Annotated in this window: 21 protein-coding genes; 10 read left to right on the top strand and 11 right to left on the bottom strand. The window is 72.2% G+C overall.

The features are described 5' to 3' along the window. Nucleotides 1–53: 53 nt before the first annotated feature. From dapE to fdxA, 5 genes are read right to left on the bottom strand one after another with little or no spacing between them, the layout of a single operon-like run. Nucleotides 54–1109, bottom strand: coding sequence for a succinyl-diaminopimelate desuccinylase (gene dapE / locus ABZ860_RS16540; RefSeq protein WP_357220621.1), 1056 nt, complete (start codon nucleotides 1107–1109; stop codon nucleotides 54–56). A gap of 24 nt (nucleotides 1110–1133) precedes the next feature. Next, entirely contained in the window at nucleotides 1134–1898 is a 765-nt protein-coding gene (locus ABZ860_RS16535) for a hypothetical protein (protein ID WP_357220791.1), read from the bottom strand. Between the two features lie 57 nt (nucleotides 1899–1955). Then, nucleotides 1956–2591: a DUF4178 domain-containing protein gene (locus tag ABZ860_RS16530; RefSeq protein WP_357220619.1), complete on the bottom strand. Its 636-nt coding sequence runs from the start codon at nucleotides 2589–2591 to the stop codon at nucleotides 1956–1958. Between the two features lie 11 nt (nucleotides 2592–2602). Beyond that, the gene (gene dapC / locus ABZ860_RS16525) at nucleotides 2603–3682 is read right to left on the bottom strand and encodes a succinyldiaminopimelate transaminase (protein ID WP_357220618.1); all 1080 of its coding nucleotides are present in this window, start codon (nucleotides 3680–3682) and stop codon (nucleotides 2603–2605) included. 44 nt (nucleotides 3683–3726) lie between these two features. After that, nucleotides 3727–4053, bottom strand: a complete 327-nt coding sequence (fdxA, locus tag ABZ860_RS16520; RefSeq protein WP_169948736.1) for a ferredoxin — start codon at nucleotides 4051–4053, stop codon at nucleotides 3727–3729. A 97-nt stretch (nucleotides 4054–4150) separates the two neighbouring features. Between fdxA and ABZ860_RS16515 the strand changes: the two genes are divergently transcribed. The 8 genes from ABZ860_RS16515 to ABZ860_RS16480 all read left to right on the top strand — a co-directional run bounded on the left by ABZ860_RS16515 (nucleotide 4151) and on the right by ABZ860_RS16480 (nucleotide 15548). Continuing rightward, complete coding sequence (locus ABZ860_RS16515; RefSeq protein WP_357220616.1) at nucleotides 4151–4384, top strand: hypothetical protein; 234 nt, start codon at nucleotides 4151–4153, stop codon at nucleotides 4382–4384. 102 nt (nucleotides 4385–4486) lie between these two features. After that, nucleotides 4487–5578, top strand: a complete 1092-nt coding sequence (locus ABZ860_RS16510; RefSeq protein WP_357220614.1) for an ABC transporter substrate-binding protein — start codon at nucleotides 4487–4489, stop codon at nucleotides 5576–5578. Nucleotides 5579–5703: 125 nt separating this feature from the next. Continuing rightward, nucleotides 5704–6480 (top strand): methyltransferase domain-containing protein, encoded by a 777-nt coding sequence (locus tag ABZ860_RS16505; protein ID WP_357220612.1) that lies wholly within the window; start codon nucleotides 5704–5706, stop codon nucleotides 6478–6480. 65 nt (nucleotides 6481–6545) lie between these two features. Next, nucleotides 6546–8183, top strand: coding sequence for a hypothetical protein (locus ABZ860_RS16500; protein ID WP_357220610.1), 1638 nt, complete (start codon nucleotides 6546–6548; stop codon nucleotides 8181–8183). A 3-nt stretch (nucleotides 8184–8186) separates the two neighbouring features. Next, the gene (locus ABZ860_RS16495) at nucleotides 8187–10247 is read left to right on the top strand and encodes a UvrD-helicase domain-containing protein (protein ID WP_357220608.1); all 2061 of its coding nucleotides are present in this window, start codon (nucleotides 8187–8189) and stop codon (nucleotides 10245–10247) included. Nucleotides 10248–10302: 55 nt separating this feature from the next. Next, nucleotides 10303–12168, top strand: coding sequence for a sigma factor-like helix-turn-helix DNA-binding protein (locus ABZ860_RS16490; RefSeq protein WP_357220606.1), 1866 nt, complete (start codon nucleotides 10303–10305; stop codon nucleotides 12166–12168). A gap of 65 nt (nucleotides 12169–12233) precedes the next feature. Further along, the gene (locus tag ABZ860_RS16485) at nucleotides 12234–13361 is read left to right on the top strand and encodes a cysteine--tRNA ligase (RefSeq protein ID WP_357220604.1); all 1128 of its coding nucleotides are present in this window, start codon (nucleotides 12234–12236) and stop codon (nucleotides 13359–13361) included. Nucleotides 13362–13631: 270 nt separating this feature from the next. Next, nucleotides 13632–15548 carry a DUF222 domain-containing protein gene (locus ABZ860_RS16480; RefSeq protein WP_357220602.1) on the top strand — a complete coding sequence of 639 codons (1917 nt, stop codon included), beginning with the start codon at nucleotides 13632–13634 and terminating at the stop codon, nucleotides 15546–15548. A 40-nt stretch (nucleotides 15549–15588) separates the two neighbouring features. Here ABZ860_RS16480 and rraA read toward each other — a convergent pair whose 3' ends face one another. Then, on the bottom strand, nucleotides 15589–16071 hold the full coding sequence (gene rraA / locus ABZ860_RS16475; protein WP_357220600.1) for a ribonuclease E activity regulator RraA: 483 nt from the start codon (nucleotides 16069–16071) through the stop codon (nucleotides 15589–15591). A gap of 123 nt (nucleotides 16072–16194) precedes the next feature. Between rraA and ABZ860_RS16470 the strand changes: the two genes are divergently transcribed. Next, entirely contained in the window at nucleotides 16195–17166 is a 972-nt protein-coding gene (locus ABZ860_RS16470) for a hypothetical protein (RefSeq protein WP_357220599.1), read from the top strand. Between the two features lie 40 nt (nucleotides 17167–17206). Here the strand turns inward: ABZ860_RS16470 and ABZ860_RS16465 are convergent, their stop codons facing one another. The 4 genes from ABZ860_RS16465 to mshB form a co-directional block, all read right to left on the bottom strand. Continuing rightward, a complete protein-coding gene (locus ABZ860_RS16465; RefSeq protein ID WP_357220597.1) occupies nucleotides 17207–18229 on the bottom strand; it encodes an MBL fold metallo-hydrolase in 1023 nt (340 codons plus the stop codon). Nucleotides 18230–18318: 89 nt separating this feature from the next. Beyond that, nucleotides 18319–18756: a hypothetical protein gene (locus tag ABZ860_RS16460; protein WP_357220595.1), complete on the bottom strand. Its 438-nt coding sequence runs from the start codon at nucleotides 18754–18756 to the stop codon at nucleotides 18319–18321. A gap of 82 nt (nucleotides 18757–18838) precedes the next feature. Continuing rightward, on the bottom strand, nucleotides 18839–19270 hold the full coding sequence (locus ABZ860_RS16455) for a DUF6113 family protein (protein WP_357220594.1): 432 nt from the start codon (nucleotides 19268–19270) through the stop codon (nucleotides 18839–18841). Between the two features lie 10 nt (nucleotides 19271–19280). Continuing rightward, on the bottom strand, nucleotides 19281–20186 hold the full coding sequence (gene mshB, locus ABZ860_RS16450) for an N-acetyl-1-D-myo-inositol-2-amino-2-deoxy-alpha-D-glucopyranoside deacetylase (protein ID WP_357220592.1): 906 nt from the start codon (nucleotides 20184–20186) through the stop codon (nucleotides 19281–19283). 42 nt (nucleotides 20187–20228) lie between these two features. On the opposite strand from mshB, the gene ABZ860_RS16445 reads away from it, so the two are divergent. Continuing rightward, on the top strand, nucleotides 20229–22304 hold the full coding sequence (locus ABZ860_RS16445; RefSeq protein WP_357220590.1) for a DPP IV N-terminal domain-containing protein: 2076 nt from the start codon (nucleotides 20229–20231) through the stop codon (nucleotides 22302–22304). A 5-nt stretch (nucleotides 22305–22309) separates the two neighbouring features. Here the strand turns inward: ABZ860_RS16445 and ABZ860_RS16440 are convergent, their stop codons facing one another. Then, entirely contained in the window at nucleotides 22310–24058 is a 1749-nt protein-coding gene (locus ABZ860_RS16440) for an ABC transporter ATP-binding protein (protein ID WP_357220588.1), read from the bottom strand.

The raw sequence follows: 24058 nt of genomic DNA, 5'->3' as shown, positions 1-24058 counted from the left end.
GGCTTTCCCCGCCAAATGGCCGGCGAGGAAAGCCACTTTCTTCTATCTACGGGCTATTCGGCCAGCCAGGCCGTCATCCGGCGCTCGCTCTCGACGATCTTGTCCAGGCTCACGTTCTCCCCCGCCGTGTGCGCGATGTCGGGGTTGCCCGGGCCGCAGTTGACGGCGGGCATCCCGAGGGCGGAGAACCGCGCGACGTCGGTCCAGCCGAGCTTGGCCCGGGGCGTGCCGCCGATCGCGGCGGCGAACGCCGCGGCGACGGGGTGGGTCAGCCCCGGCCGCGCGCCGGGCGCTCCATCGGTGAGCCGCACGTCGAAGCCGTCGAAGACCTCCTGGACGTGGGCGAACGCCTCCTCCAGCGTGCGGTCGGGGGCGAAGCGGTAGTTCACGGTCACCACGCACTCGTCCGGGATCACGTTTCCGGCCACCCCGCCGCGTACGCCCACCGCGTTGAGCCCCTCGCGGAACTGGAGGCCGTCCACCACCGGGCGCCGCGCCTCGTACTCGCGGAGGGTCTCCAGGATCGGCGCGATGCCGTGGACGGCGTTGACGCCCTCCCAGGACCGGGCGCTGTGCGCGCGCACGCCCTTCACCGTGATCTCGGCGCGCAGCGTGCCCTGGCAGCCGCCCTCGATCAGCCCGTCGGTCGGCTCCATCACGACCGCGAAGTCACCCGTGATCCATTCGGGGTGGGTGCGGGTGAGCCGCAGCAGGCCGCTCCGCTCGGCCTCGACCTCCTCGCAGTCGTAGAAGACGAACGTCAGGTCGCGGTTGGGCGCGGCCAGCAGGCACAGCTTCAGCTGGACGGCCACGCCGCTTTTCATGTCGGACGTCCCGCAGCCGTAGAGCACGCCGTCCTCGACCCTGCTCGGCAGGTTGTCCGCCACCGGGACCGTGTCGATGTGCCCGGCGATCACCACGCGCTCGGCCCGGCCGAGGTCGGTCCGCGCCACGACCGCGTCGCCGTCCCGCAGCACCGTCAGGTGCGGCAGCGGATCGAGCGCCTCCTCGATGGCGTCGGCCAGCGCCTTCTCCGCGCCGCTCACCGATTCGATGTCCACCAGTTGCGCCGTCAGCGCGCCCACGTCCTGGGCAAGGTCAAGCCGCATGCCATCCGACCTTAATCCACGGGCTCAGGCGACCTGCACGGTGGCGACGGGCTTGGTGGCCTTGCGCCAGCCGTCGTGCCCGCTGGCGGCCGTCCAGGTGACGCCCTCGAAGCGCACCTGGCGCAGGTTGTACTTCTGCGCGTGGGTGACGTACCAGGCGGCGACCAGCCAGCCGCGCTTGGGCGCGGAGTCCGTGCCGAGCGCGCGCACGAGCTGCTTGCGCGCGGCCTCGGGCCGCGGCGCGACCGGCTTGTCGGACGGCGGATACCAGCAGTGCACAGCCTGGGGCACGCGACCGATGAACGCCGCGGAGAGGACCTTGGCGTCGTACTCGTGCTCCGCGTAGGCCGAGCCGTCGGCGGAGCGCTGCACGGCCTGGGCCGCCTCGTGCAGCGGCAGGGTCCGGTAGTGCTTCACCTTCTCCAGGGCGGCGAAGAACTTCCGCGAGGCGTAGACCGGGTCCTGCAGCTGTTCGGCCGTCCCCCACCCCTGGGAGGGCCGCTGCTGGAAGACGCCCACCGAGTCGCGGTCGCCGTACGGGAGGTTGGCCAGCTTGGACTCCTGAATCGCGGTGATGTAGGCGATCTGGAGAGCGCGCTCGGGCAGCTTGCGCCGCACCGCGACGGCGGCGATGGTCGCGGCCACCTGGGCCTGCTCGATGTCGAGGTCGAGCGTGCCCTCGGGGGTCTTGACCATGCAGTGTTCGCCCAGAGCGAACGGCTCTGTCCGCTTCAACAGGTGATAGGCGCCGTAGAAGATGGCGGCGCCCAGCAGGACGACGATGACCATGACGGTCACGACAGGTTTGGTAAGGCGCCGTTCCACAAGCAGAACCTACCCGTGTGATCAGGGAAGCCGATCCACTCGGATGGAACCGGGAGTGAGCGGCCGGGCGTAGGACGCCTCCCACTGGCCGCCCTGCACACGCTGGAACGACAGCAGGCGGCCGTCACCGGCCCGGTAGTCGGCGAAGTCGAGCAGGCCGCGCTCGGGCAGCCCGGTGGTCCCCTCGGAGCGGAAGGCGGCCGTGCCGCGCTCGATGGGATAGAACTCAAGGCCGTCGACGATGAGCATGTGCCTGGCCGGCACCATGCCCTGGGTCGGCACGTCGGTCCATAACAGGACCTCCAGGTGGAGGGGCTCGCCCTCCTTGCCCGGCCGCTCCTCGACCGACAGCCAGTTGTAGCGCCGCGCGCCCTCGTCCAGCAGATACTCCGTCCACTTCTCGCCCTGCATCGTGCAGTGCAGGGCGCCGACGGCCCGATAACGGGCGGCCTCCACGTAGACGGTGTCCCCCACCCTGATCGTGCGGGGGTCGAAGAAGTCGGGATCGGCCGCGGGGTCGGGCGGCGGCGACTCTCCCGGCGCGGCGGGCGGCGTGCGGACCGGCTCGCGTGCGCGCACGCGCCGGATCGCGGCGACGGCGCCCAGCACGACGACGACCGCGGCGAGGCCCAGCACGATCACGATCGCTGTCGTCATGGCGGGCGATCCTACTGGAGGCGGCTCACCGCCGCATCGACGCGCTCGTCCGTGGCGGTGATGGCGATGCGGACGTGGCCGCGCCCGGCGTCGCCGTAGAACTCGCCCGGAGCGACGAGGATGCCCCTCTCGGCCAGGGCGCGCACCTGGTCCCAGCAGCCGGTGCCGTCGGTGGCCCACAGGTAGAGCCCGGCGGTCGAGTGCTCGATCCGCCAGCCGGCCCGCTCCAGCGCCGGGCGCAGCACCGCCCTGCGCCGGGCGTACCGCTCCCGCTGCTCGTCGGCGTGCGCGTCGTCGTCGAGCACGGCCGCCGTGGCGGCCTGGACCGGGGCGGGCATCATCATGCCGGCGTGCTTGCGCACCTCCAGCAGCCGCCGTACGAGCCGGGGGTCGCCGGCGACGAAGCCGGCGCGGTATCCGGCGAAGTTCGACCGCTTCGACAGCGAGTGGACCGCGAGCAGGTTCTCGTGGGAGCCCTCGCACACGTCCGGATGGAGGACGGAGACCGGGTGCTCCTCCCAGCCCAGCTCGATGTAGCACTCGTCGGACGCGACGACCGCGCCGCGCTCGCGCGCCCACGCCACGACCTTGCGCAGGTGCTCGGCGGGCAGGACGCGCCCGGTGGGGTTGGACGGTGAGTTCACCCACACGAGGGGCACCCGCTCGGGGCCCAGCGCGAGGAGCCCGTCGGTCGCGTAGGGCTCGGCCCCGGCCAGCCTCGCCCCCACGTCGTACGTGGGATAGGCGAGCTCGGGGAAGACCACGCGCTCGCCGGGCCGCACGCCGAGCAGCGTCGGCAGCCAGGCCACCAGTTCCTTGGAGCCGATGGTCGGCAGCACGTCGGCGGGGTCGATCGTGACGCCGTGCCGCCGCCGCAGCCAGCCCGCGGCCGCCTCACGCAGCCGCGGCGTGCCGTACGTCAGGGGATAGCCGGGGCTGTCGGCGGCGGCGGCGAGCGCCTCACGGGCGACCGGGGGAACGGGGTCGACCGGCGTGCCGACCGACAGGTCGACGATCCCGCCGGGATGCGCCCGCGCCAGATCCTGATAGGGCACGAGCCGATCCCATGGGAAGTCCGGCAACGCAAGCAAAGAAAATCCCCCAGTCGTCACGGACGACGCCGGTCAGGCGTCGATCAGTGGTCCTCGCCCTGCGGCGGGAGCGCCGCGACCAGCGGGTGGTCCTTGTTGATCTTTCCGACCTTCGAGGCGCCGCCGGGCGACCCCAGCTCCTCGAAGAAGTCGACGTTGGCCTTGTAGAAGTCCTTCCACTGATCGGGAAGGTCGTCTTCGTAGAAGATCGCCTCTACGGGGCACACCGGCTCGCACGCACCGCAGTCCACGCACTCGTCGGGGTGGATGTAGAGCATGCGTTCGCCCTCGTAGATGCAATCGACGGGGCACTCCTCGATGCACGCCTTGTCCAGGACGTCCACGCAAGGCTGCGCGATGACGTACGTCACCTCGGGCTCCTTCTGGGTTGCACGGCTCGACCGCGGGTTGCTAGCCCTAGTATTGCGGTGCCTGCCGACTAGCCGGAACAGGAGGGGGGCAATCGTCGTGGCCCCTCGGCTCGGAGCCCGTCTCGTGGTCGCCATCACCCCCGCCGACGTGGGCAAACGGGTGACGACGCGACGCAGAGTGCCCGGCGGGCACCGGGACGCCGTCGGCGTGTTGGAATCCTGGCACGACGGGGTGCTCATCGTGCGAAAACGGGACGGAAGCCTCGTAGAGATCGCCGAGGACACCCTGGCCGCCGCCAAGGTCGTGCCGCCCGCGCCGCCCGCCCGGTAATCCCCGCGCCCGGTAATCGGCGTGCATGGTGCGGACGCCGACTCGGTAATGCCCCAGCGCGCCGCCGCGAACGGCCGCCGCGACGCGGGGAGCATACGCGGCGTGACCATACGTGCCTGCGTCGTGACGATCTCCTCGGCGGCCGTCCTCCTGTTCGCGGCCTCCGCGTGCTCGAAGCCGTCGTCGTCGGACAAGCCGCCGCCGCCCCTGAACCCCCGGGCCGACAGCCTGGAGTCCGGGTTCGGCACCATGGACAGGCTCGTCGACGCGGCCAAGAAGGAGGGCGCGCTCACGGTCGTGGGCCTGCCGGGCGGCTGGGTCGGTTACAAGGACATCATCGCCCGCTTCTCCGACAAGTACGGCATCAAGGTGACCTCGATCGTGCCGGAGGCGAGCAGCAAGCAGGAGATCGACACCGCGGCCCGCCTGAAGGGGACGAATCAGGCGCCGGACGTGTTCGACCTCACCCTGGAGGTCGCGGTCGCCAACGCCAAGCTCTTCGCGCCCTACCGGGTGACCGGCTGGGCGGACATCCCCGACGAGGCCAAGGAACAGCGGGGACGCTGGTTCGCCGCCTACGGCGGATACATGTCGATCGGCTACGACCCCAGGAAGGTCCCCGCCCCCGCGTCGTACGGCGCGCTGGTCAGGCCGGGGACGATCGTGGCGCTACCGGGCGACCCGCGCCGGGTGGCCTCGGCCTTCAGCGCCGTGATGGCCGCCTCGCTCGGCAACGGACTGCCGGACGCCGCGCGGGGCGTGGACCTGTTCGCGCGGCTGAAGAAGGGCGGCATGCTCGGCCGGCCCGACCAGGCGACCGCGGTGGTGGACTGGGACTTCATGAACGCGGCGCGGGCCGCCTCCGGCCGCGGAGCGGCGGCCTGGCGCGTGACGATCCCGAAGAACGAGGTGCTCGCCTCCTACTACATGCAGGCGATCAGCGCCGGCGCGCCACACCCGGCCGCCGCCCGGTTGTGGGAGGAGTTCCTGCTGTCCGACGAGGGCCAGAACCTCTTCCTCAAGGCGTACGCGCGGCCCGCCCGGATGGAGGCGATGGAGATGCGCGACACGCTGGACGGGGACGCCGCCGCCAGGCTGCCGGAGGCGTCCGGCGACCCGGTGATCATCAACATCCCCGAGCAGGATCAGGCCAAGTCATACATCACCGCGCATTGGGCCAAGATGGTCGGTTGAGCTCGCCGATCTCGCGGACGCGACGGAAGCCGTAAAGTGTGTCGTTATCCCAGCAGTCTCACAAGTCGGCATGAGATTGCGGCAATCCCGACACCGGGCACCACGTGTCAGAATGCGAGCCGATCTTGAGGTACGAAACTCCCAGTCTCACCCGATGGAACGCTCGCGCCTACGACAGCTCCTTCGGCTACGTCTCGGCTCAGGGCGCCCCGCTGGTGGAACTACTCGACCCGCGCCCAGGTGAGCGCGTGCTCGACCTCGGGTGCGGCACCGGCGTGCTGACGGCCGACATCGCCAGGCGCGGCGCCCACGTGCTGGGCATCGACGGCTCCCACTCCATGATCGAGCAGGCCATCGCGCAGCATCCCGGACTCGACTTCACGGTGGGCGACGGTTACGACTTCACCGTCGCCCAGCCGTACGACGCGGTCTTCTCGAACGCCGCGCTGCACTGGATGAGCCGCGACCCCGACGCGGTGATCGACTGCGTGCGGGAGGCGCTGCGGCCGGGCGGCCGGTTCGTCGCCGAGATGGGCGGCGCGGGCAACTGCGCGGCCCTGACCTCCGCCGTGCTCACCGCCTGGCGCGAGTACGGCCTGCCCGAGCCCGAGCTGCCGTGGTACTTCCCCAGCCCGGCCGAGTACGCCCACCGGCTGGAGAAGGGCGGGTTCACGGTCCGGCTGCTGGAGTATTTCGACCGCCCCACCCCGCTCGACGAGTGCCCGAACGGCGCGGCCGACTGGGTCCGGATGTTCGCCGGCTCGCTGCTCGACCGGGTCCCCCCGGCGGCCGTGGAGCCGCTGCTGCGCCGCGTCAACGAACTGGCCGCCCCCGCCCTGCGCCGGGAGACCGGCTGGATGGCCGACTACGTCCGTCTCCGTTTCGCCGCAGAACGTCACTGACATCTCCACCACGACGGGGCGATTTGCCAGACTATGGACTGGTCTTTGTGAGTGATGGGGAAAGCATGAACTTCTGCCTGAGTGACCTCGTGCCACCGCTGCGCTGGAGTGACGCTGCCCGGATCACGATCCTGACCGAGCGGCCCGGCCTGCCGGACGCCTGGTGGCGGGCGCTGCCCCTGCACCGGGTGCTCGCCGTCCTGGACGCCGAGGCCCTGGGCGACCTGCTCACGGAACTCGCGCTCGACCACTGGCCGGCGGCGGCCGTCGGCGACGTGCTGCCCGCGCTGCACGTGCTCGACCCCGACGAGGCCGACGATCCCCAGGTCGCGATCGCGCTCGACCGGGTGGGGTCGTGGCACGGACTGCTCGCGCTGTCCGGCCGGGAACTGGCCGACCAGCCGTTCGTCAAGGCCCGCCCGGTGCTGACCGCTCTGTTCACCGCCGTGTTCTTACGGATGTCTCCGGAGGAGGCCCAGCCTGTCGCCAGGCCGGTCCCCGAGCCTGTCCCTGAGCTCGTCCCCGAGCAGGCCGGGCCGGTGGAGGCTTCCCCGGACGAACAGGTCGGGGAAGAAGAGCCTCCGGAACACGAAATCCCGGAGAACGAGGCCGCGGAAATCCCCGAGCTGATCGACGCGGCGTTCGGCGACCTGGACGACCAGACCTGGATGGTGGCGCAGAACCGGGTCTTCGCCGACGAGCCGTCCGACCCCGAGCAGCTGGCCAGGCTGCTCGCCGTCCATCCCGCCGTCATCCACGACCTCGAAGCGGCCCTGCGCGACCGGCTGTCCCGCTGGCTCGCGCTGCCGGAGGCGAAGCCGTACAACGAGCATCTGACCTGGCTCACCGACACCTGCGGAGCCGCGGTGCCGAAGGAGCGGTTCGTCGCGGCGGCCGAGTGGCACGGGCGCGAACTGCGCTCGCTGGAGGTGCCCGCCTGGCGGTTCGTGCTCGCCACGCTCCCCGGATACCGCCTCTTCGGCGACTGGCTCGTGGCCGGCGACATCGAGGAGCTGCGGGAGAGGACGCGGAGCCTGATCGCCTCGGCCGAGCGCCCGCCGACCGTCCCCCAGGCTCTGGAGATGATCGGCTCTCTCGGCGTACGTCCCGACATCGCCAGGCAGTGGCTGGAGAGCGTGCCGCAACTGCGCGCCCAGAAGGCGTCCGCGATCGACCCCGACCGGCAACAGGGCGGGCTCAAGGACGTCGCGCTGACCCGGCGGTGCTTCCGGCAGCCGGACGGCAGATGGTGGCTCAGGATCGACGTCTCCGGCGACCACCTCCAGGGCGGCGAGGTGCCGCTGCCGAGCGGGTTCGCGGCGTACGTCGGTCTCACGCCCGGCGAGGACCGCACGGTGCGCAGCGCGGCCGGCGAGGTGGGCCTCTCCTGGCACGCGCGGCCGATCCTGGGCTCCCTCCAGCGAATTCTCAGCGAGGTCTCGGCCGAGGAGGGCAGCCACATCTTCCTGACCCTGTCCGAGGAGGGCATGCTGCGCGTACGGCACCTGCCGGCGGCGAACGGCGGCGACGAGACGAGCCGCGCCCTGCGCCTGGTGGGCTACACCGCGCCGAGCGGCACGCCCGAGCAGGCGGCGCGGGTGATCGCGACGCGTGTCGGCCTCGTTCCGCCCGTCGGGCGGCCCGAACTCCTCGCGCGGCTGCGAGAACGCGGGGACCGCGACCTGCTGACCTTGCTGGGATAGCCGATGCCCCGGCTCGCGATCTCCCCGGAGTTCCTGCGCGGGCTCGGCGCGCTCACCCGTCCGGTCCGCCGGGACGTCGCCGTCGCGGTACGCCGGTTCCTGCTGAACGCGTCCGCCGCGCCGCACCCCGAAAGGGTGCGCAACAGCCGCGATCCCCGCGTCGCCACGCTGCGGCTCGCCGACCGCCACCGGGGGGTGGTGGTGCGGCAGGAGGACGTCTACTGGCTGCTCACCGTGCTACCGGACGCCGAGGCGTGGTCGTACGCGCAGCGGCACAGGTTCGGCGTCAACACGGCCATCGGTATCGTCGAGACCTGGGACGCCGAGGCGCTGGAGCGGATCGAGCCGGCCCTGCGCCGCGCGTCGGTGACCGGCGGACGGCCGCTGTTCGAGAACTGGTGCGACGCCGATCTGCTGAACATCGGCGTCGACGCCCACCTGCTGCCGCTGCTGCGGCTGATGACGTCGGAGTCGCATCTCGCCGCCCTGGAGCCGCTGCTTCCGCACAGCCAGTACGCGCCGCTCGCCGCGCTCGCCCGCGGCGGCTCGCTCGCGGCCGCGTGGCGCGAGCTGGACGCCTGCCGCTCCCGCGTCGCCGACGAGATCGACCCCGAGGATCTTCTGTCGGCGCTGCGGCGCAGCCCCGACCGGGCCGCGTTCGCCGCCGACGCAACGGAGCTCGAGCGCATCCTCACGCTGCCCGGCTGGTGCACGTTCCTCTACCCGCCCCAGCACACCTACGCCAACTGGCCGGCGTACGAGCAGCCGGTGCTGATCACCGGGGGCGCGGGCACCGGGAAGACGGTCATCGCGCTGCACCGGGCGGCCCTGCTGGCCCGCGCGGCCACCGGCCCGGTGCTGCTGGTGACGTTCTCGCAGAGCCTCGCGACCGAGCTGTCCGCGCGGCTCGACATGATCATCAACGACGAGGTGGTCCGCAAGCGCGTCGAGGTGGGCAACGTCGACAGGATCGCGCACCGCATCGTCGCCGAGGCGGAGGGCCGCGCCCCCGCCCTCGTCTCCTCCGACGACCTGGCCGAGCTGTGGCAGGAGGCGGCCGTCGGGCGCTTCGGCAGCGCGTTCCTGCTGCGGGAGTGGGAGCAGGTGATCCTCGCGCAGAACCTGCGGACGCTGGAGGAGTATCAGGCCGCCGCCCGGCCTGGCCGCGGCGTCCGGCTCGATCCCGCGGCCAGGACGATGGTGTGGGAGGCCGTCCAGCAGGTCGTACGGCGCCTGCGCGAGTCCGGGCGGCGCACCCTGCTGCAGCTCGCCTCGGAGGCGGCGGGCCTGCTCGGGCGGGCCGTGGGCGACCTGCTGGGCGAGGAGGCGCCGGGGCGGGAGCCGTACCGGCACGTCGTGGTGGACGAGGCGCAGGACCTCCATCCGGCCCAGTGGCGGCTGCTACGGGCGGCGGTCCCCGCCGCTCCGAACGACCTGTTCATCCTGGGAGACCCGCACCAGCGCATGTTCGACACGCGGGTCGCGCTGGCGGACGTCGGCATCCCCGCCCGCCACTTCCGCCTGAAGGTCTCCCACCGGCTGTCCACCGAGATCCTGTCGTGGGGAGTGCGCCTGCGGGGCGGTGGTCCGGCCGACGGCCTGGTCGCGGGCAACGCCGCGATGTACGGCTACCGCGCGGTGGACCACGGCGTGCGCCCGATGGTGCGCGGGTACGTGGACGCGGCGGCCGAGATCGCCGGGCTCGTCTCCACCGTGGCCGAATGGCTGGAGGAGGGCGTGCCGACCGCCCAGATAGCGGTGGCCGCGCGCACCCCTGACCTCGTCCGTACCGCCCGCACCGCACTACGCGAAGCGGGCATCACGGTCAAAGTCACCTCTCTTCATGGCATGAAAGGGCTGGAATTCCGCCGGGTGGCCGTGATAGGCGTGGCTGACGGAATCGTGCCGGCGCCGGACGCGCTGACCCCGGCCGACGAGGACCCGACGGCCCGGGCGCACGATCTGCAACGCGAACGGGGGCTGCTCTACGTGGCGTGTACGCGGGCGGGGGAGCTGCTGTACGTGTCCTATTCGGGGCGCGCCAGTCCCTTCATCCCGGCCTGATGCCCGATCCCCTAGTCTGAACTGCGGATATATTCCCCTTGCCGGTTGGACCTGCATGAACCTCAGCCTTAGCGACATCGTGCCTCCGCTGCGCTGGACCGCGCCCAGCCAGGTAGAGCCGATCGCGAGCGACCCCGGTCTTCCCGACGCGTGGTGGCAGGCGCTCCCCCTCGACCGGGCCTGCGCGGCGGTGGGAACCGCCCAGGTCGCCTCCCGGCTCGCCGACCTCACCACCGCCTGCTGGGCGCACCTGGTCCTCGGCGACATCCTCCCGCTGCTGAGGTTCACCCACCCCGAGGAGAGCCTCCAGACGCCCGGCCCCCGGGAGAGCGTCCACGACCTCTACGTCGACGTGATCGACAAGCTGCTGGCCACGGAGCCCGCGCTGGAGCCGGCCGGTGCGCCGGTGCCTCCGGCCCTCCCCGAGCGGCCGATGCCCGAGATCATCGACGAGATCTTCGCCCGGCTGGACGACCGCCAGCGGGCCATCGCACGCGACCGGCTCTACTTCGACACCTCACAGCAGCCGGGCCAGGCCCAGCGGGCCACACTGGACGAGCTGGCTCAGCGGTTCTCCGTCACCCGCGAGCGGATCCGGCAGATCGAGCGCGACCTGCGCGACCACGTGATGGACTGGCTGAACGGCCCGTCCGCCGCGCCGCTGAACGCCCACCTGTCCTGGCTGCGCACCCGGCTGGGCTCGGCCGTGCCCGCCGACGACGTCGCCGCCGCCGTGCCGTGGCACCGCACCGAGCTGATCACTCTCGCGATCCCCGCCTGGCGGTTCGTCCGTACGCTGCTGACCGGGTACGAGCAGGTGGACGGCTGGCTGGTCGCGGGCGGCGCGGACGAGCTCAGGGAGAAGACCCGGCAGCTGTTCGCCGACGGCCCCCGGCCGCTCGATGAGGCGGTGTCCCTCGTCGCCCAGCTCGGCATCCGGGAGGACGTCGCCGAGCGCTGGCTGGCGTCGGTGCCGCACCTGCGGGTCATGGACGGCCACGTAGTCCCCTGGCCGCGCAGCATGGGCGACAAGGCGGAGGCCGTGCTGGCGGTCGCCCACGCCCCGCTCACCCCCGAGGACATCCAGGGCCGCATCGGCGAGGACTACAGCATCGTCGGCATCCGCAACCAGCTCGCCTCCGACGAGCGGTTCATCCGGCTCGACCGCAGCAAGTACGGCCTGCGGCGCTGGGGCGGCGACGAGTACCTCGGCATCCGGGAGATGATCATCCGGGAGATCGAGCGCGCGGGCGGCGAGGCGTCCGTGAGCACGGTCGTGGACAACCTGACCTCCCGCTACGACGTGAGCGAAAGCTCCATCAGGGCGTACGCCGGAGGGCCCGGGTTCGAGCGGACCCAGCGCGGCTACATCAGGGTGGCCGTCCAGGACCAGGCCGAGGCCTACCAGCCGCGCCGGGACGTGTCGATGACCCGCCGCTGCTTCCGCAGCAGGGACGGCCGCTGGTGGCACCGGGTGGACGTGAACGCCGAGCACCTGCGCGGCTCGGGATCCCCGCTGCCGACCGGTTTCGCCGCGCACCTCGGCATGGCGCCCGGCGGACAGCTCACCGCCTCCACGGCCTCGGGCGAGGTGGTGATCAGCTGGCACAACCAGCCGACCATCGGCTCGATCAGGAACGTTCTCGCCGAGTACAACGCGTCCGAGGGCGACCACGTCTTCCTCACGGTCTCCGACGGCGGCGAACTGCTGACCCGCTTCCTGCCCACGGCGGGCGCCGGGCTGCCCGCGATCAACCAGGCGCTGCACCTCATCGGATACACCGCTCCGGTGGCGTCGGAGGCCGAGGGCCTGCGTCTCATCGGCGCCCGCATCGGCCTGCCCGACGGGTCCGCCCGCGAGGAGGTCCTCGACCGCCTGCGCGAACGCGGCGACCGCGACATCCTGCGCTTCCTGACCTGATTCCGGCTTTTACTGTGATCAGGGGCCGGGGCGGGGATGTCGGGGGCAGCACGTAGGCTCGGAGCATGTTGCGGCTCCACGACACCCTGACCCGGCAGGTCGTGCCCGTCGCCCCGGCCGGTTCGCGGATCCTGCGGATGTACACCTGCGCCGCGCACGGGCCCGCCGGCCTCGCCGACCTGCGCCCCGCCCTGCTCGCCGACCTGGTCCGCCGCGTCGCCGAACGCGCCGGGCTGCGGGTGCTCGCCTGCCGTCACGTCTCCGACCTCGTTCACCCGGACGGCGGTGCCGGCCGTGGCGGCGACGGCGCGTCCCTCGACGCCGACACGCTCACGCTGAACATGCGCCCCCCCGAGCACTCCCCTCGGACCAGCGAGACGATGGGCCTGGTGATCGAGCTCATCGGGCGGCTCATCGAGCGCGGCCACGCGTACGCCACCCCGGAGGGGGCGGTGTTCTTCGACGCGGCGTCCTTCCCCACGTACGGCGAGATCTCCGGCAAGCCGGGCTCGGCGTCCGACTGGCCCCTCTGGGAGCCGGTGCCGGAATCTCCGGAGGGCTCGGCCGACGGCGACGCCGGGGCGGTCTGGAACGGGCCCTGGAGCCGCGGTCTGCCCGGCCGCGACGTCGAGTGCTCGGCCACGCCGCTGCGGTTCCTCGGCCCCCACTTCGACCTGTACGTGGGCGGGGCCGACCTGTCCTTCCCCCACCACGAGAGGGCGCGGGCCCAGTCGAACGCCGCCACAGGTCAGGAGGCCGCCGCCCATTGGGCGCACTCCGGGCACCTGCTGTTCGAGGGCCGCCCGGCCGGCACCGGAAGCGTCATGCCGCTGTCCGGCGTCGTCGAGGCCGGCCTCGATCCCCTCGCCGTACGGCTGGCCCTGCTGGAGCACCACTACCGGCGGCCGGTCGACCTCACCTGGGACGCCCTTCGCGCCGCCGACGAGGAACTGCGGCGGCTGCGGCGGCGGGTGGCCGAATGGGCCGAGTCACCGAGCCGCCCGATCGACGACGTCCACGCCGAGCGCGTCCAGAGGGCGCTGGACGACGACCTCGACACACCCGGGGCGCTGCGCCTGCTGCGCGATCTGGAGGCCGACGAGTCGGTCGCGCCGGGGTCCAAGTTCGAGACCTTCCTCCACTTCGACCACGTGCTCGCCCTCGACCTGCCCGCCGACATCGGCCGGATCTGACGGGCACTCCCCCCGCGTGAACCGAGCCGGCCGGTCCGTCTCACATGCTTGCCGACGGCCGGCCCGGTAGCCACTTCCTCTCTTTCCCGCGAGCTCGTCCGCCGCGCCCCGGCCCCCCGGCGCCTGCCTGTCGCCCTCAGCCGCGCCCGACGCGGTGAGGGCAGCCGGACGGCTCAACCTGTCACTCCAACAATTCCCAGCTCAGGAGGTGCGCCGGACACCATCCCGTGAAAGAATTCACACAAATATTCGAATCAACGAGGAGGTGCGATGGATCTGTCCGCTGTCGATCCTGACCGCTCTCGTCGTTCGAATAATTCCGACGGTTGGTGGGACCGGTTGACCTCCGGTTCGCCCTTGTGGTCGTCGCAGGGCTCGGCCGCCCGTGAGCATTTCCCGATCGCCGACCCCGAGGTGCCGCAGGACGCGGGCCAGGACACCGGCAAGGACGCACCCGGCGCCGCTCGTGGCAAGGGCCGGTCGTCGTGGGTGTTGGTGGGTGGTCTGCGTGAGTCGGCGCAGGAGTTGGCGCTGACACCTGTGCCTGAGGACGTGGACGTGTGCCTGGCTGAGGCTGAGGAGTTGATGTTCGTCCGGGATCGGATCACGTGTGCTCTTGCTGGTCGGGTGGGGCGGGTGCATGGGGTGGGGCGGGTCAAGGAGCATGGGCATGCCTCGACCCGTAGTTGGTTGCGCACGGCCGGGGGGATGAGTGTGGCGGGTGCGGGCCGCCTGCTCACCTTGGCGGTGGAGTTGGCGCGTCTGCCGCGGGTGCGGGAGAGGTTCGCGGCCGGGAAGTTGGCGGCGGGGGTGGTGGAGGCGATCTGCGCGGCCACCGCGCAGTTGAACGATGAGCAGGCCGCCCTGGCTGAGCCGATCTTGCTGGAGCTGGCGGGCAAGGCGGGTGCGGCGGAGGTGGCCAAGGCCGGGCGTTATCTGCGCGCGGTGCTCGACCCCGACGGGGAGGACCGCGATGAGCGGGCCGGCTACGCGCGGCGGTTCTTGCGGGTCCGCCCGACCCGGGGCGGGGGGCTGGAGGGGGAGTTCTGTCTGCCGCGTGAGGCCGCCGCCCGGCTGCGGGCCCTGCTGGACGCCTACGCCAAACCCCAGGCGGAGGGCGATGACCGCCCGCAAAGCGTGCGCAACGCGGATGCGTTCATCGCGCTGCTGGAGGAGAAGATCGCCACCGAGCTCCTGGTCCTGGTCACCGCCGAATCCCTCCCCACCGACCATCCAGAAGGTGCCCCTCCCGCCGCCGGCACCGACCACCCCGAAGCCGCCCCTCCCGCCGCCGGCACCGACCCTTCCGCCGACCGCTTCGAGGCCGCCGTCCGGGGCGAGGCCGGAAGCGCTGACGCCCCTGGCGAGGCCGAAAACACCGGCGACCGCGCCTCCCGCGATGCCGGAGGCGTCAACGGCGTGGCGGGCACTGACGCTGTCGAGAGCGCCGCCTCTGCCGAGGGCGATGACGGTGCGGAGGGCGACGACACCGGGCACGCCAAGGGCGGGGACTGCGACCGTGCTGCGGCCCATCCTGGGGCAACGCGCCTGAGGCGCCCAGCAGCATGGCCTGCATGGGGTGGTAGCGCACCCCCGCCCACAGCACCCCCTTCCGCAGCGCAGCCGGATCCTCCTCCCGAGGACGCCGCCGCGCAGCACGCCCACGCCGGGCATCGGCCTGCGGGGGACTGCAGGCATGGGCAGGGCACCCCTTTGGACCAGGCCGGCGTGCGCGGTGAGCAGTGCCAGGGACCAGGGCTGTGGCTGGGGACGGCACCGGGGCTGTTGCTGGCGACCGGGCAGATGCTGCCCGTCTCCAGCGTGCACCGCCTCGCCCGCACCAGCACCCTGGTGCACCTGGTCATGGACGCCGACGGGCAGGTGCTGGACATGGGCCGCAAGGTCCGCCTGGCCACCCCCGCCCAACGCAGGGCCGTGTTCGCCCGCTACGCCACCTGCTGGATCGACGGCTGCCCCCTCCCGGCAACCATGTGCCAGATCGACCACGCCGACAACTGGAGCACCGGCGGCCTCACCGACCTGAACCTGCTCGGCCCCGCCTGCCAGTTCCACAACCGCGACCGCTACCGCCACCCCGACCGCTACACCCGCCGCAAAGCAGGCACCGACCGCTGGGCCTTCACCTACCACCCAGCGCACGCCAGAACCCGGCGGCCACGTGAGTGAGAGAGACGGGCGGGTGGCGGCACCGGCAGCCGCCGGGGGCTCAGACGTCGAGGCGGTGGTCGCTGACCAGGATGCCGTCCTCGTCGCTGTAGAGCCACGCGCCCGGGGCGAAGGTCACGTCCCCGAAGGTCACCGGGACATCGATCTCCCCCAGGCCGGTCTTGGCGCTCTTGCGCGGGTTGGCGCCGAGCGCCTTGATACCGAGGTCGAGCCCGGCCAGCGCCGCCGTGTCCCGTACCGCGCCGTTGATCACCACGCCCGCCCAGCCGTTCTCCACCGCCGAGGTCGCGATCATGTCGCCGAGCAGCGCCGTGCGCAGCGACCCGCCGCCGTCGACCACCAGCACCCGGCCCTCACCCCGCGTCGCGAGCACCTGCTTGACGAGCGCGTTGTCCTCAAGGCAGCGGACCGTGGAGATCTGGCCGGAGAATCGCGCACGCGAGCCGTACGAGCGGAACTGGGTGACACAACTACGCAGCGCGTCACCGTGGGCGTCGTAGAGATCAGCTGTCGCGAAGCTCATGGCCGCATTGTGCCAGGGCCGCCGGGGCCACCGGGGCGGCAGCCACGCCCGGAAATGCGTGATTGGCCATTCCGTAAATGCCTTGATTATCCGAGGAGAGCCCGCTGGGAAAAGAATGCAGGCGTGCACGATATTTCGCGCTTCCGCCCGCTTCCGCTCGCCGTACTCGCCGCTGTCGCGCTCAGCGGCTGTCAGACGAGCGGCACCGCTTTCACGGCGGGCACCACTCTCACCGCATCACCCGTGCCGGACGGCGGGCAGGCGGCCCAGAAGGCGGCGGAAAGGGCGGGCGAGAAGGCGGTACGGACGGTCGAGACCGCGGTGTTCCCCCTGGACGTGTTCGAGCCGACACCCGAACAGCGGGTCCGGCTCGTCAACGCCGTGCGTCATTCGCTGGCCCTGTGCACGAGAAGGTTCGCAATCGCGAGCAACGACGACAACCCGCTGCCGCCGCAACGCGACACGACGCCGAGGGCCCGCCGCTACCTGTTCGTCGATCCTGAGCTCGCCGCCCGGTACGGATACGCCGTGCCGTTGCCGTCTCCCGCACAGCAGCGGAAACCGCCGGGAAGCGCGAGAAGCGCGAGGACGGACACGGGTCTGACCCCGATCGAAGAGCAGGCCGTCCTGAACGGGCAGGGGCCGAAGACGGTCAGGGGCATCCGCGTGCCGGAGGGCGGCTGCATCGGGGCGGCGAACCGGCGCGTGATGAAAGGGGTCCCGCCCGACGCGGAGTGGCTGGTCGTCCGGCTGGGCACGCAGGCGTACGACAAGGCGCTCGATGATCCCCGGGTGAAGGCGGTGAACGCGGCGTGGAGCGCCTGCATGAAGAGGGCCGGCTACTCCTACCCGACGCCCGTCAAGGCGTGGGAGGACCCACGCTGGCGGAAACCGGGTGACACGCGGGAGGAGGCCACCGCGGCGGCGGACATGCGCTGCAAGCTGCAGGTGGATTACCTGACGGTGCGGCTGACGACAGAGATCGAGGCCCAGCAAACGATGATCAAGGAACATGGCCCCGAGCTCCGGGCGGTCCGGCGGCATCTGCGGACGCGACTGGCCAATGCCGCGGCGATGCTCGGAGAGCGGCCATAGCCACAGCCGAAGCCGCCCTCCCGCAAGCACCACCGCCCCGTCAGGGCAGCGTACGGCTCTCGCCGACGGCGAGATCCCACAGGTCGGCGGGGTCGAGGCCGCGTGACTCCCATACGGCGCGGGCCTCGCGCACGGGCTCCAGCAGCGGCTCGCCCGACAGCACGAACGTGCCCCAGTGCATGGTGGCCATCCGCCGTGCGCCCACGTCGAGGCAGCCCTGCACGGCCTGGGCCGGGTCGACGTGGGAGACCTTCATGAACCAGCGCGGCTCGTAGGCGCCGACCGGCATGAGAGCGAGGTCGATCCCCGGATAACGCTCGCCGATCTGGGCGAACCGCTCCCCGTAGGCCGTGTCCCCGGCGAAGTAGACCCGGTGCTCGGGGGAGGTGAGCACCCATCCGCCCCACAGAGTGCGGCAGGTGTCCCAGAGCGTACGGCGGCTCCAGTGGTGAGCCGGGACGAAGTCGAACGTCACGTCGCCGAGGCGAGCCGACTCCCACCAGTCCAGTTCGGTCACGTCGCGGAAGCCTCGCCGCCGGAACCATCCGCCGAGCTTGGCGGGGACGAAGACGGCCGTGTCCCTCGGCAGGCGACGGATCGTCGGCGCGTCCAGGTGGTCGTAGTGGTTGTGGCTGATCACGACCGCGTCGACCTCGGGCAGGTCGGACCAGGCGACGCCGGGAGGGGTCAGCCGCTGGCGCACGCCGGGAATCTTGCGGGACCACACCGGATCGGTCAGCACGGTCAGCCCGCCGATCTGGAGGACGAACGTCGCGTGGCCGACCCAGGTCACCACGGTCTCGGTCGCGGCGGCACGGGGCAGGCCGACGCGGTGGACGGGAATCTGGTCGCTGTCACCGATGTCGGGCCGTAGCTGCCCGTGCCACATGACACTGGTGACCTCGCGGAAGTCCGGAAGAGGGGCGGTCAGCCTGTCGGCGAAGCTGGACGGCCACCGGCGGGGTCCGGCCGGCCGGACAATCGGCGCGCTCGGCGCCTGCGGAACGGGAGAAACGGGGATTTCGAGGGCCTCAGGGCTTTCCGGTTGAATCGTTTGCGACATGGGGAACTCCCTTCCGCTCTCCATGATCCCCGCAGAGCCGAAAATATTCCTCCTACGACCGGTCGATTCCCTCCATGTTTCCTCCGCCCTCAGGTGGAAGGCGACCTACTCCCCCTTCTCCGCCACCATGGATGCACCCGGGGATAACCGCCGTCGTCCAGGCCGGCCATCCGCTCGAAAAGGTTCCACGAGGCCGGATGCCCGCAGACGGCGTAGGAGACGGCCGAGGCGAGCACGTACAGCGCGAGCATGGGCAGGCCGACGCAGAACGCGTACTGGGTGGCGTGGCGGGACTCGTGGTCGAGCAGGCAGCCGGTGAGATAGCCCTCCCCGTGCTTGGTCAGGATCACGTTGCCCACGGTGAACGCCCCGGCGACGGGGAACGGGATGCGATAGCCGTGCGCGTAGACGAGGCCCCGCTCCCCCCTGCGGGTGCGGGCTCCGCCGATCCGTGCGATCAGCAGCCCGAGAGGCGTGGAGAGGTTGACGTAGTTGATGACCTGCCGGACCCGGTGCGAGCGCCGCATGTCCCCAGGATCGGCGAGGATCCGCGCCTATACAAGCACCGCCTATACAAGCACCGCCTATACAAGCACCGTCTATACAAGCTCAGACCCGGTCGTACGACCTCAGCAGCCACGAACCGGTGGACCGCGTGACGACCACGGCCGCCGCGACGGCGACGGCGCCGCCGTAGAGGTACCAGTAGCCGGCCGAGTTGCCCGCGATGGCGAGGTCGCCGGCCCGCTGCGGCGTGGCCAGCAGGAACGACACGAGGAGCCAGCCGGCGGCGGGAAGGAGCGCGCCCAGCTTGCCGCCCATCAGCCTGCCCATCGCGTATGGCACGGCGAACAGGGCCACCAGCCAGGCGATCGCGGCGACCGGCACCTGCCCGGCATACCACGCGTGCTGGAAGCCCCCGACCACTCCGAGCACCACGCCCAGCAGGAAGAGCACGCCGTACGCCGCGCCGGTCACGGCCCCGGCCATCGGGCCGGGAACGTCCTCGGTCTCGACGGCGACGTGCGTCTCCTGGGTCATACCACTCAACTTATCCGACGCCGGCGAACAGGTCGGTCTCGCGGTCGTACGGCTCGCCCAGGCCGCCCACCTCGGGCGGAGCGCCGATGCCGGGCCGGCCGGGGACCCCGGCGCGCAGGATGAAGTGCTCGACCCCGAGGGCCTGCTGGCCGACGTTGTTCGACAGCGCGAACCACGGCGCGTCCACCGCGATCTGTGTCGCGTGCGCCCGCATCGCGTCGAGCTTGGCCTCCACGTAGGGCCGGGCGTCGATCTCCGTCGTCACGTCCTCGTCGGCGCATCCCGGCATGTCGTCGATCGACTCGGGCACCCAGAAGTCGACGTCGGCCTCGCGCATGGTCTCGATGGTCCGCCGCAGCACCGACTTGGGCATGGCGGTGTGGTAGAACTTGGCGATCCGCCACGGCTCCCCGCCGGGGAACGCGGGGTCGGCGGCCAGTTCGAAGGCCCGCCAGGAGACGCGGTGCGCCTGGATGTGGTCGGGATGGCCGTAGAAGCCGTTCTCGTCGTAGGTGACCAGGACCTGGGGCCTGACCTCGCGGATAACCCTGACCAGCTCGCCCGCGGCCTCGTCGAGGTCGGCCTGCCAGAAGCAGCCGGGGCGGTGGTTGGTCGCCGCGCCCATCATGCCCGAGTCGCGCCAGCGGCCGGCCTCGCCGAGGAAGCGGTGGTCGGTGACGCCGAGCGCCTTGCAGGCGGCGGCCAGCTCGCCGACGCGGTATTGACCGAGGGTGTCGTCCCTGTCGGCCGCGTGGTGGGCGAGCTCCGGGGGGATGACCTCGCCCTCCTCCCCCAGGGTGCAGGTCACGAGCGTCACGTGCGCACCCTCGGCGGCGTACTTGGCCATGGTCGCACCGGTGGTGATGGACTCGTCGTCGGGGTGGGCGTGCACGAGCAGCAAGCGACGGTCAGTCATGCCTCCGAGGGTAGTGCCCCCGTGCTGGCAGTATGAGGAGCTATGACGGAGAGCTTCCCGCGGTTGCATGCCAGGACCCGGCGGTTCACCCTCGGGGTGCCGCGCAACTTCACGATCTCCCCTGACGGCGGTCGGGTGACCTTCCTCAGGACGAGGTCGGGCACCGATCCGGTGACCTGCCTGTGGGAGCTGGACGTCGCGTCCGGAGCCGAGCGGCTCGTCGTCGACCCCCTCGCCCTGGGCGCCGCGGACGAGGACCTGCCGCCGGAGGAGCGCGCCCGGCGCGAGCGGTCGCGGGAGTCGGCGGGCGGCGTGGTGGCGTACGCCACGGACCGGGAGGTCCGGCAGGCCGTCTTCGCGCTGTCGGGCGACCTCTACCTGGCCGGCCTCGCCTCGGGCGAGGTGCGGCGGCTCCCGGCGGCCGGGCCGGTCATCGACCCCCGGCTCGACCCCGCCGGCACCCGGGTCGCGTACGTCACGGGCGGCGCCCTGCACGTGCTGGAGATCGCCACCGGCGCGGACACCGCGCTTGCGGAGCCGGAGGGCGACACGGTCACCTACGGCCTGGCGGAGTTCATCGCGGCCGAGGAGATGGAGCGGATGCGCGGCTACTGGTGGTCGCCCTCCGGCGACCGCCTGCTCGTGGCCCGCGTGGACGAGTCGCCGGTGGCCCTGTGGCACATCGCCGACCCGGCCAACCCCGATCGTCGGCCCGTCCCGCAGCGCTACCCCGCGGCCGGAACGGCCAACGCCGAGGTCACGCTGCACGTCATCGGCCTGGACGGCGCGCGTACGGCGGTGCCGTTCGAGCAGGAGTATCTGGTGACGGCGGCCTGGGACGCCCACGGCCTCGCGATCGTCACGCTCTCGCGGAACCAGCGGACCATGCGCCTGCTGTCGGCCGACCCGGACACGGGCGAGACGACGCTCCTGCGCGAGGACACCGACCCGGCCTGGGTGGACATCGTCACCGGCGTCCCGGCCCGCCTGTCCGACGGGACGCTCGTGTGGGTGGCCGACGCCGACGGCGGCCACCGGCTCGTGGTCGGCGACGAGCCGGTCACGCCGCCGTCCCTGCAGGTCCGCGCGGTGCTCGACGTCGACGGCGACACCGTGCTCTTCTCCGCGAGCGGCGAGCCCACCGAGATCCACCTGTGGACCTACACGGCGGGCACTCTCAGCCCGGTGACCACCGAGCCGGGCGTCCACTCCGGCCGCCGGGCCGGCGGCGTGACGCTCGTCGCCCGGCAGAGCCTCGACACCGAGGGCACGACGGTGTCGGTCGTCCGGGCGGAGGGGTCGGTCTCCATCAGGTCCCTGGCCGAGCGGCCGGGCCTGGAGCCGCGCGTGTCGCTCGTCCGGGCGGGCTCGCGCGAGCTGTCCACGGCCGTCCTGCTGCCCTCGTGGCACGTGCCCGGCTCGGGCCCGCTGCCCGTCCTGATGGACCCGTACGGCGGGCCGCACGCCCAGCGGGTGCTGTCGGCCCGGCGGATGTTCCTGGAGTCCCAGTGGTGGGCCGAGCAGGGCTTCGCGGTGATCGTGGCCGACGGGCGAGGCACGCCGGGGCGCGGCCCGGCCTTCGAGCGCGAGATGCTGCACGACTTCACGATCTCGCTGCAGGACCAGGTGGACGCCCTCCAGGGCGTGGCGGCCCTGTACCCGGGCGACCTCGACCTGTCGCGGGTGGCGATCCGGGGCTGGTCGTTCGGCGGCTACCTCGCCGCGCTCGCCGTGCTGCGCCGCCCCGACGTGTTCCACGCCGCCGTCGCCGGGGCGCCGGTCACCGACTGGCGGCTGTACGACACCTGCTACACCGAGCGCTACCTCGGCCACCCCGACGAGGGGCACTACGAGAGGTCGTCCCTCCTCGGCGATGCGGAGAAGGGCGACGCGGAGAAGCTGGACCGCCCGCTGCTGCTGATCCACGGCCTGGCCGACGACAACGTGGTCGCCGCGCACACGCTGCGGCTGTCGTCGGCCCTGCTCGCGGCCGGCCGCCCGCACACCGTGCTCCCGCTGTCGGGCGTCACCCACATGACGCCGCAGGAGGTCGTCGCGGAGAACCTGCTCCTCCTGCAGCTCGACTTCCTGAAGAAGTCGCTGGACATCACCGGCTGACGGGACTACCGGGCGGTGCCGTGCCAGCTGTCCCACAGCGCGGCATAGGCACCGCCCGCCGCCACCAGGTCGTCGTGGGGGCCCAGCTCGCTGATCCGGCCGTCCTCCACCACGGCCACCCGGTCGGCGTCGTGCGCCGTGTACAGCCGGTGCGCGATGGCGATCACCGTACGGCCCTCCAGCACGGCCGCGAGCGACCGCTCCAGGTGGCGGGCGGCCCGCGGGTCGATCAGCGAGGTGGCCTCGTCCAGGACGAGGGTGTGCGGGTCGGCCAGCACCAGCCGGGCGAGCGCGAGCTGCTGCGCCTGGGCCGGGGAGATCGCCGTGCCGCCGGAGCCGACGGCCGCGTCCAGGCCCTCCGGCAGCGCAGCCGCCCACTCCCAGGCGTCCACGGCCTCCAGCGCGCGGCGCACCTCGGCGTCCGAGGCGTCGGGCCTGGCGATCAGGAGGTTGTCGCGCAGCGTCCCCCGGAACACGTGGTGCTCCTGGGTGACCAGGGCGACGTGCCCGCGCAGCTCGTCGAGCGGCAGCTCGACCAGCGGCACCCCGCCGACCGTGACCGACCCGCTCGCCGGCGCGTGCACCCCGGCGATGAGGCGGCCCAGCGTCGACTTGCCCGCCCCTGAGGGACCGACCATGGCCAGGCGCTCCCCCGGGCGTACGTCGAGGTCGATGCCGTGCAGCACGTCGTGGCCCTCGCGGTAGGCGTACCGCACGCCGCTGACCTTCAGCTCCTCCCCCACCGGCCGGGCGTCGCCCGCGACCCGGTCGTCGGGCACGCCGGCCACGCCCAGCAGCCGGGCCATCGAGGCTCCGCCGACCTGGAGCTCGTCCACCCACGAGAGCAACCGGTCGAGCGGGTCGATGAGCTGCTGCACGTAGAGCGTGGCGGTCGTCACCTGGGCCACCGTCACCCAGCCCTCGATGGAGAACAGTCCGCCGATGAGCAGGGTCGCCACGACCGGGATCACGTAGCCGAACTCGACGGCCGGGAACCACACCGTGCGCAGGCCCAGGGTGTACCGCTCGGCGGCGAACGACCGTGCGATGTCCCGGTCCGTACGGTCCCGGCGGCGGCCCTGCAGCCCCAGCGCCTCGATCGTGCGGGCGCCCTCGACGGTCTCGGCCAGGCCCTCGGTCATGTCGGCGTACGCCGCGTTCTCCCGCAGGTAGCCGTCTCTGGCGCGATTGAGGTACCACCGGGTGGCGCCCCACAGCAGCGGCACGGCGACCAGCGACGGCACCGCCATCACCGGCCCGACGAGGATCACCGCGCCGACGACGAAGGCGCCGGTCACGACCGCGATCAGCGTCTCGGGCACGGCGTGCCGCACGCTGCGGGACAGCGCGTCGACGTCCCTGGAGGTACGGGTGATGAGGTCGCCGGAGCCGGCCCGCTCGACCGTCGAGAGCGGCAGCGCGAGCACCCGGCCGACGAAGTCCTCCCTCAGCTCGGCCAGCACCTTCTCGCCCAGCCGTGACGACGCGTACACGGCGAACCTGACCAGCACGGCCTGCGCGGCCACGAAGGCGGCGATGGCCAGGGCGACGGCGTCCACGCGCAGGTCGGTCCGGCCCTTGGCCAGGCCCCCCACCAGGTCGCCGAGCATGCGGGGCGCGACGAGCCCGGCGACCGCCGCCAAGGCGTGCAGGGCCAGCGCGAGGCCGAGCTCGCGCGGATACTTCAGCGTCAGCCGCCGCGCGTAGGCGCGCACCTGCGCCCTGTCGGCGACCGGAAGGATCTCGCGGGCCAT

The sequence above is a fragment of the Microbispora sp. NPDC046973 genome (genome assembly GCF_040644495.1).
Classification (GTDB): domain Bacteria; phylum Actinomycetota; class Actinomycetes; order Streptosporangiales; family Streptosporangiaceae; genus Microbispora.
This window is presented reverse-complemented; position numbering and strand designations above follow the sequence as displayed.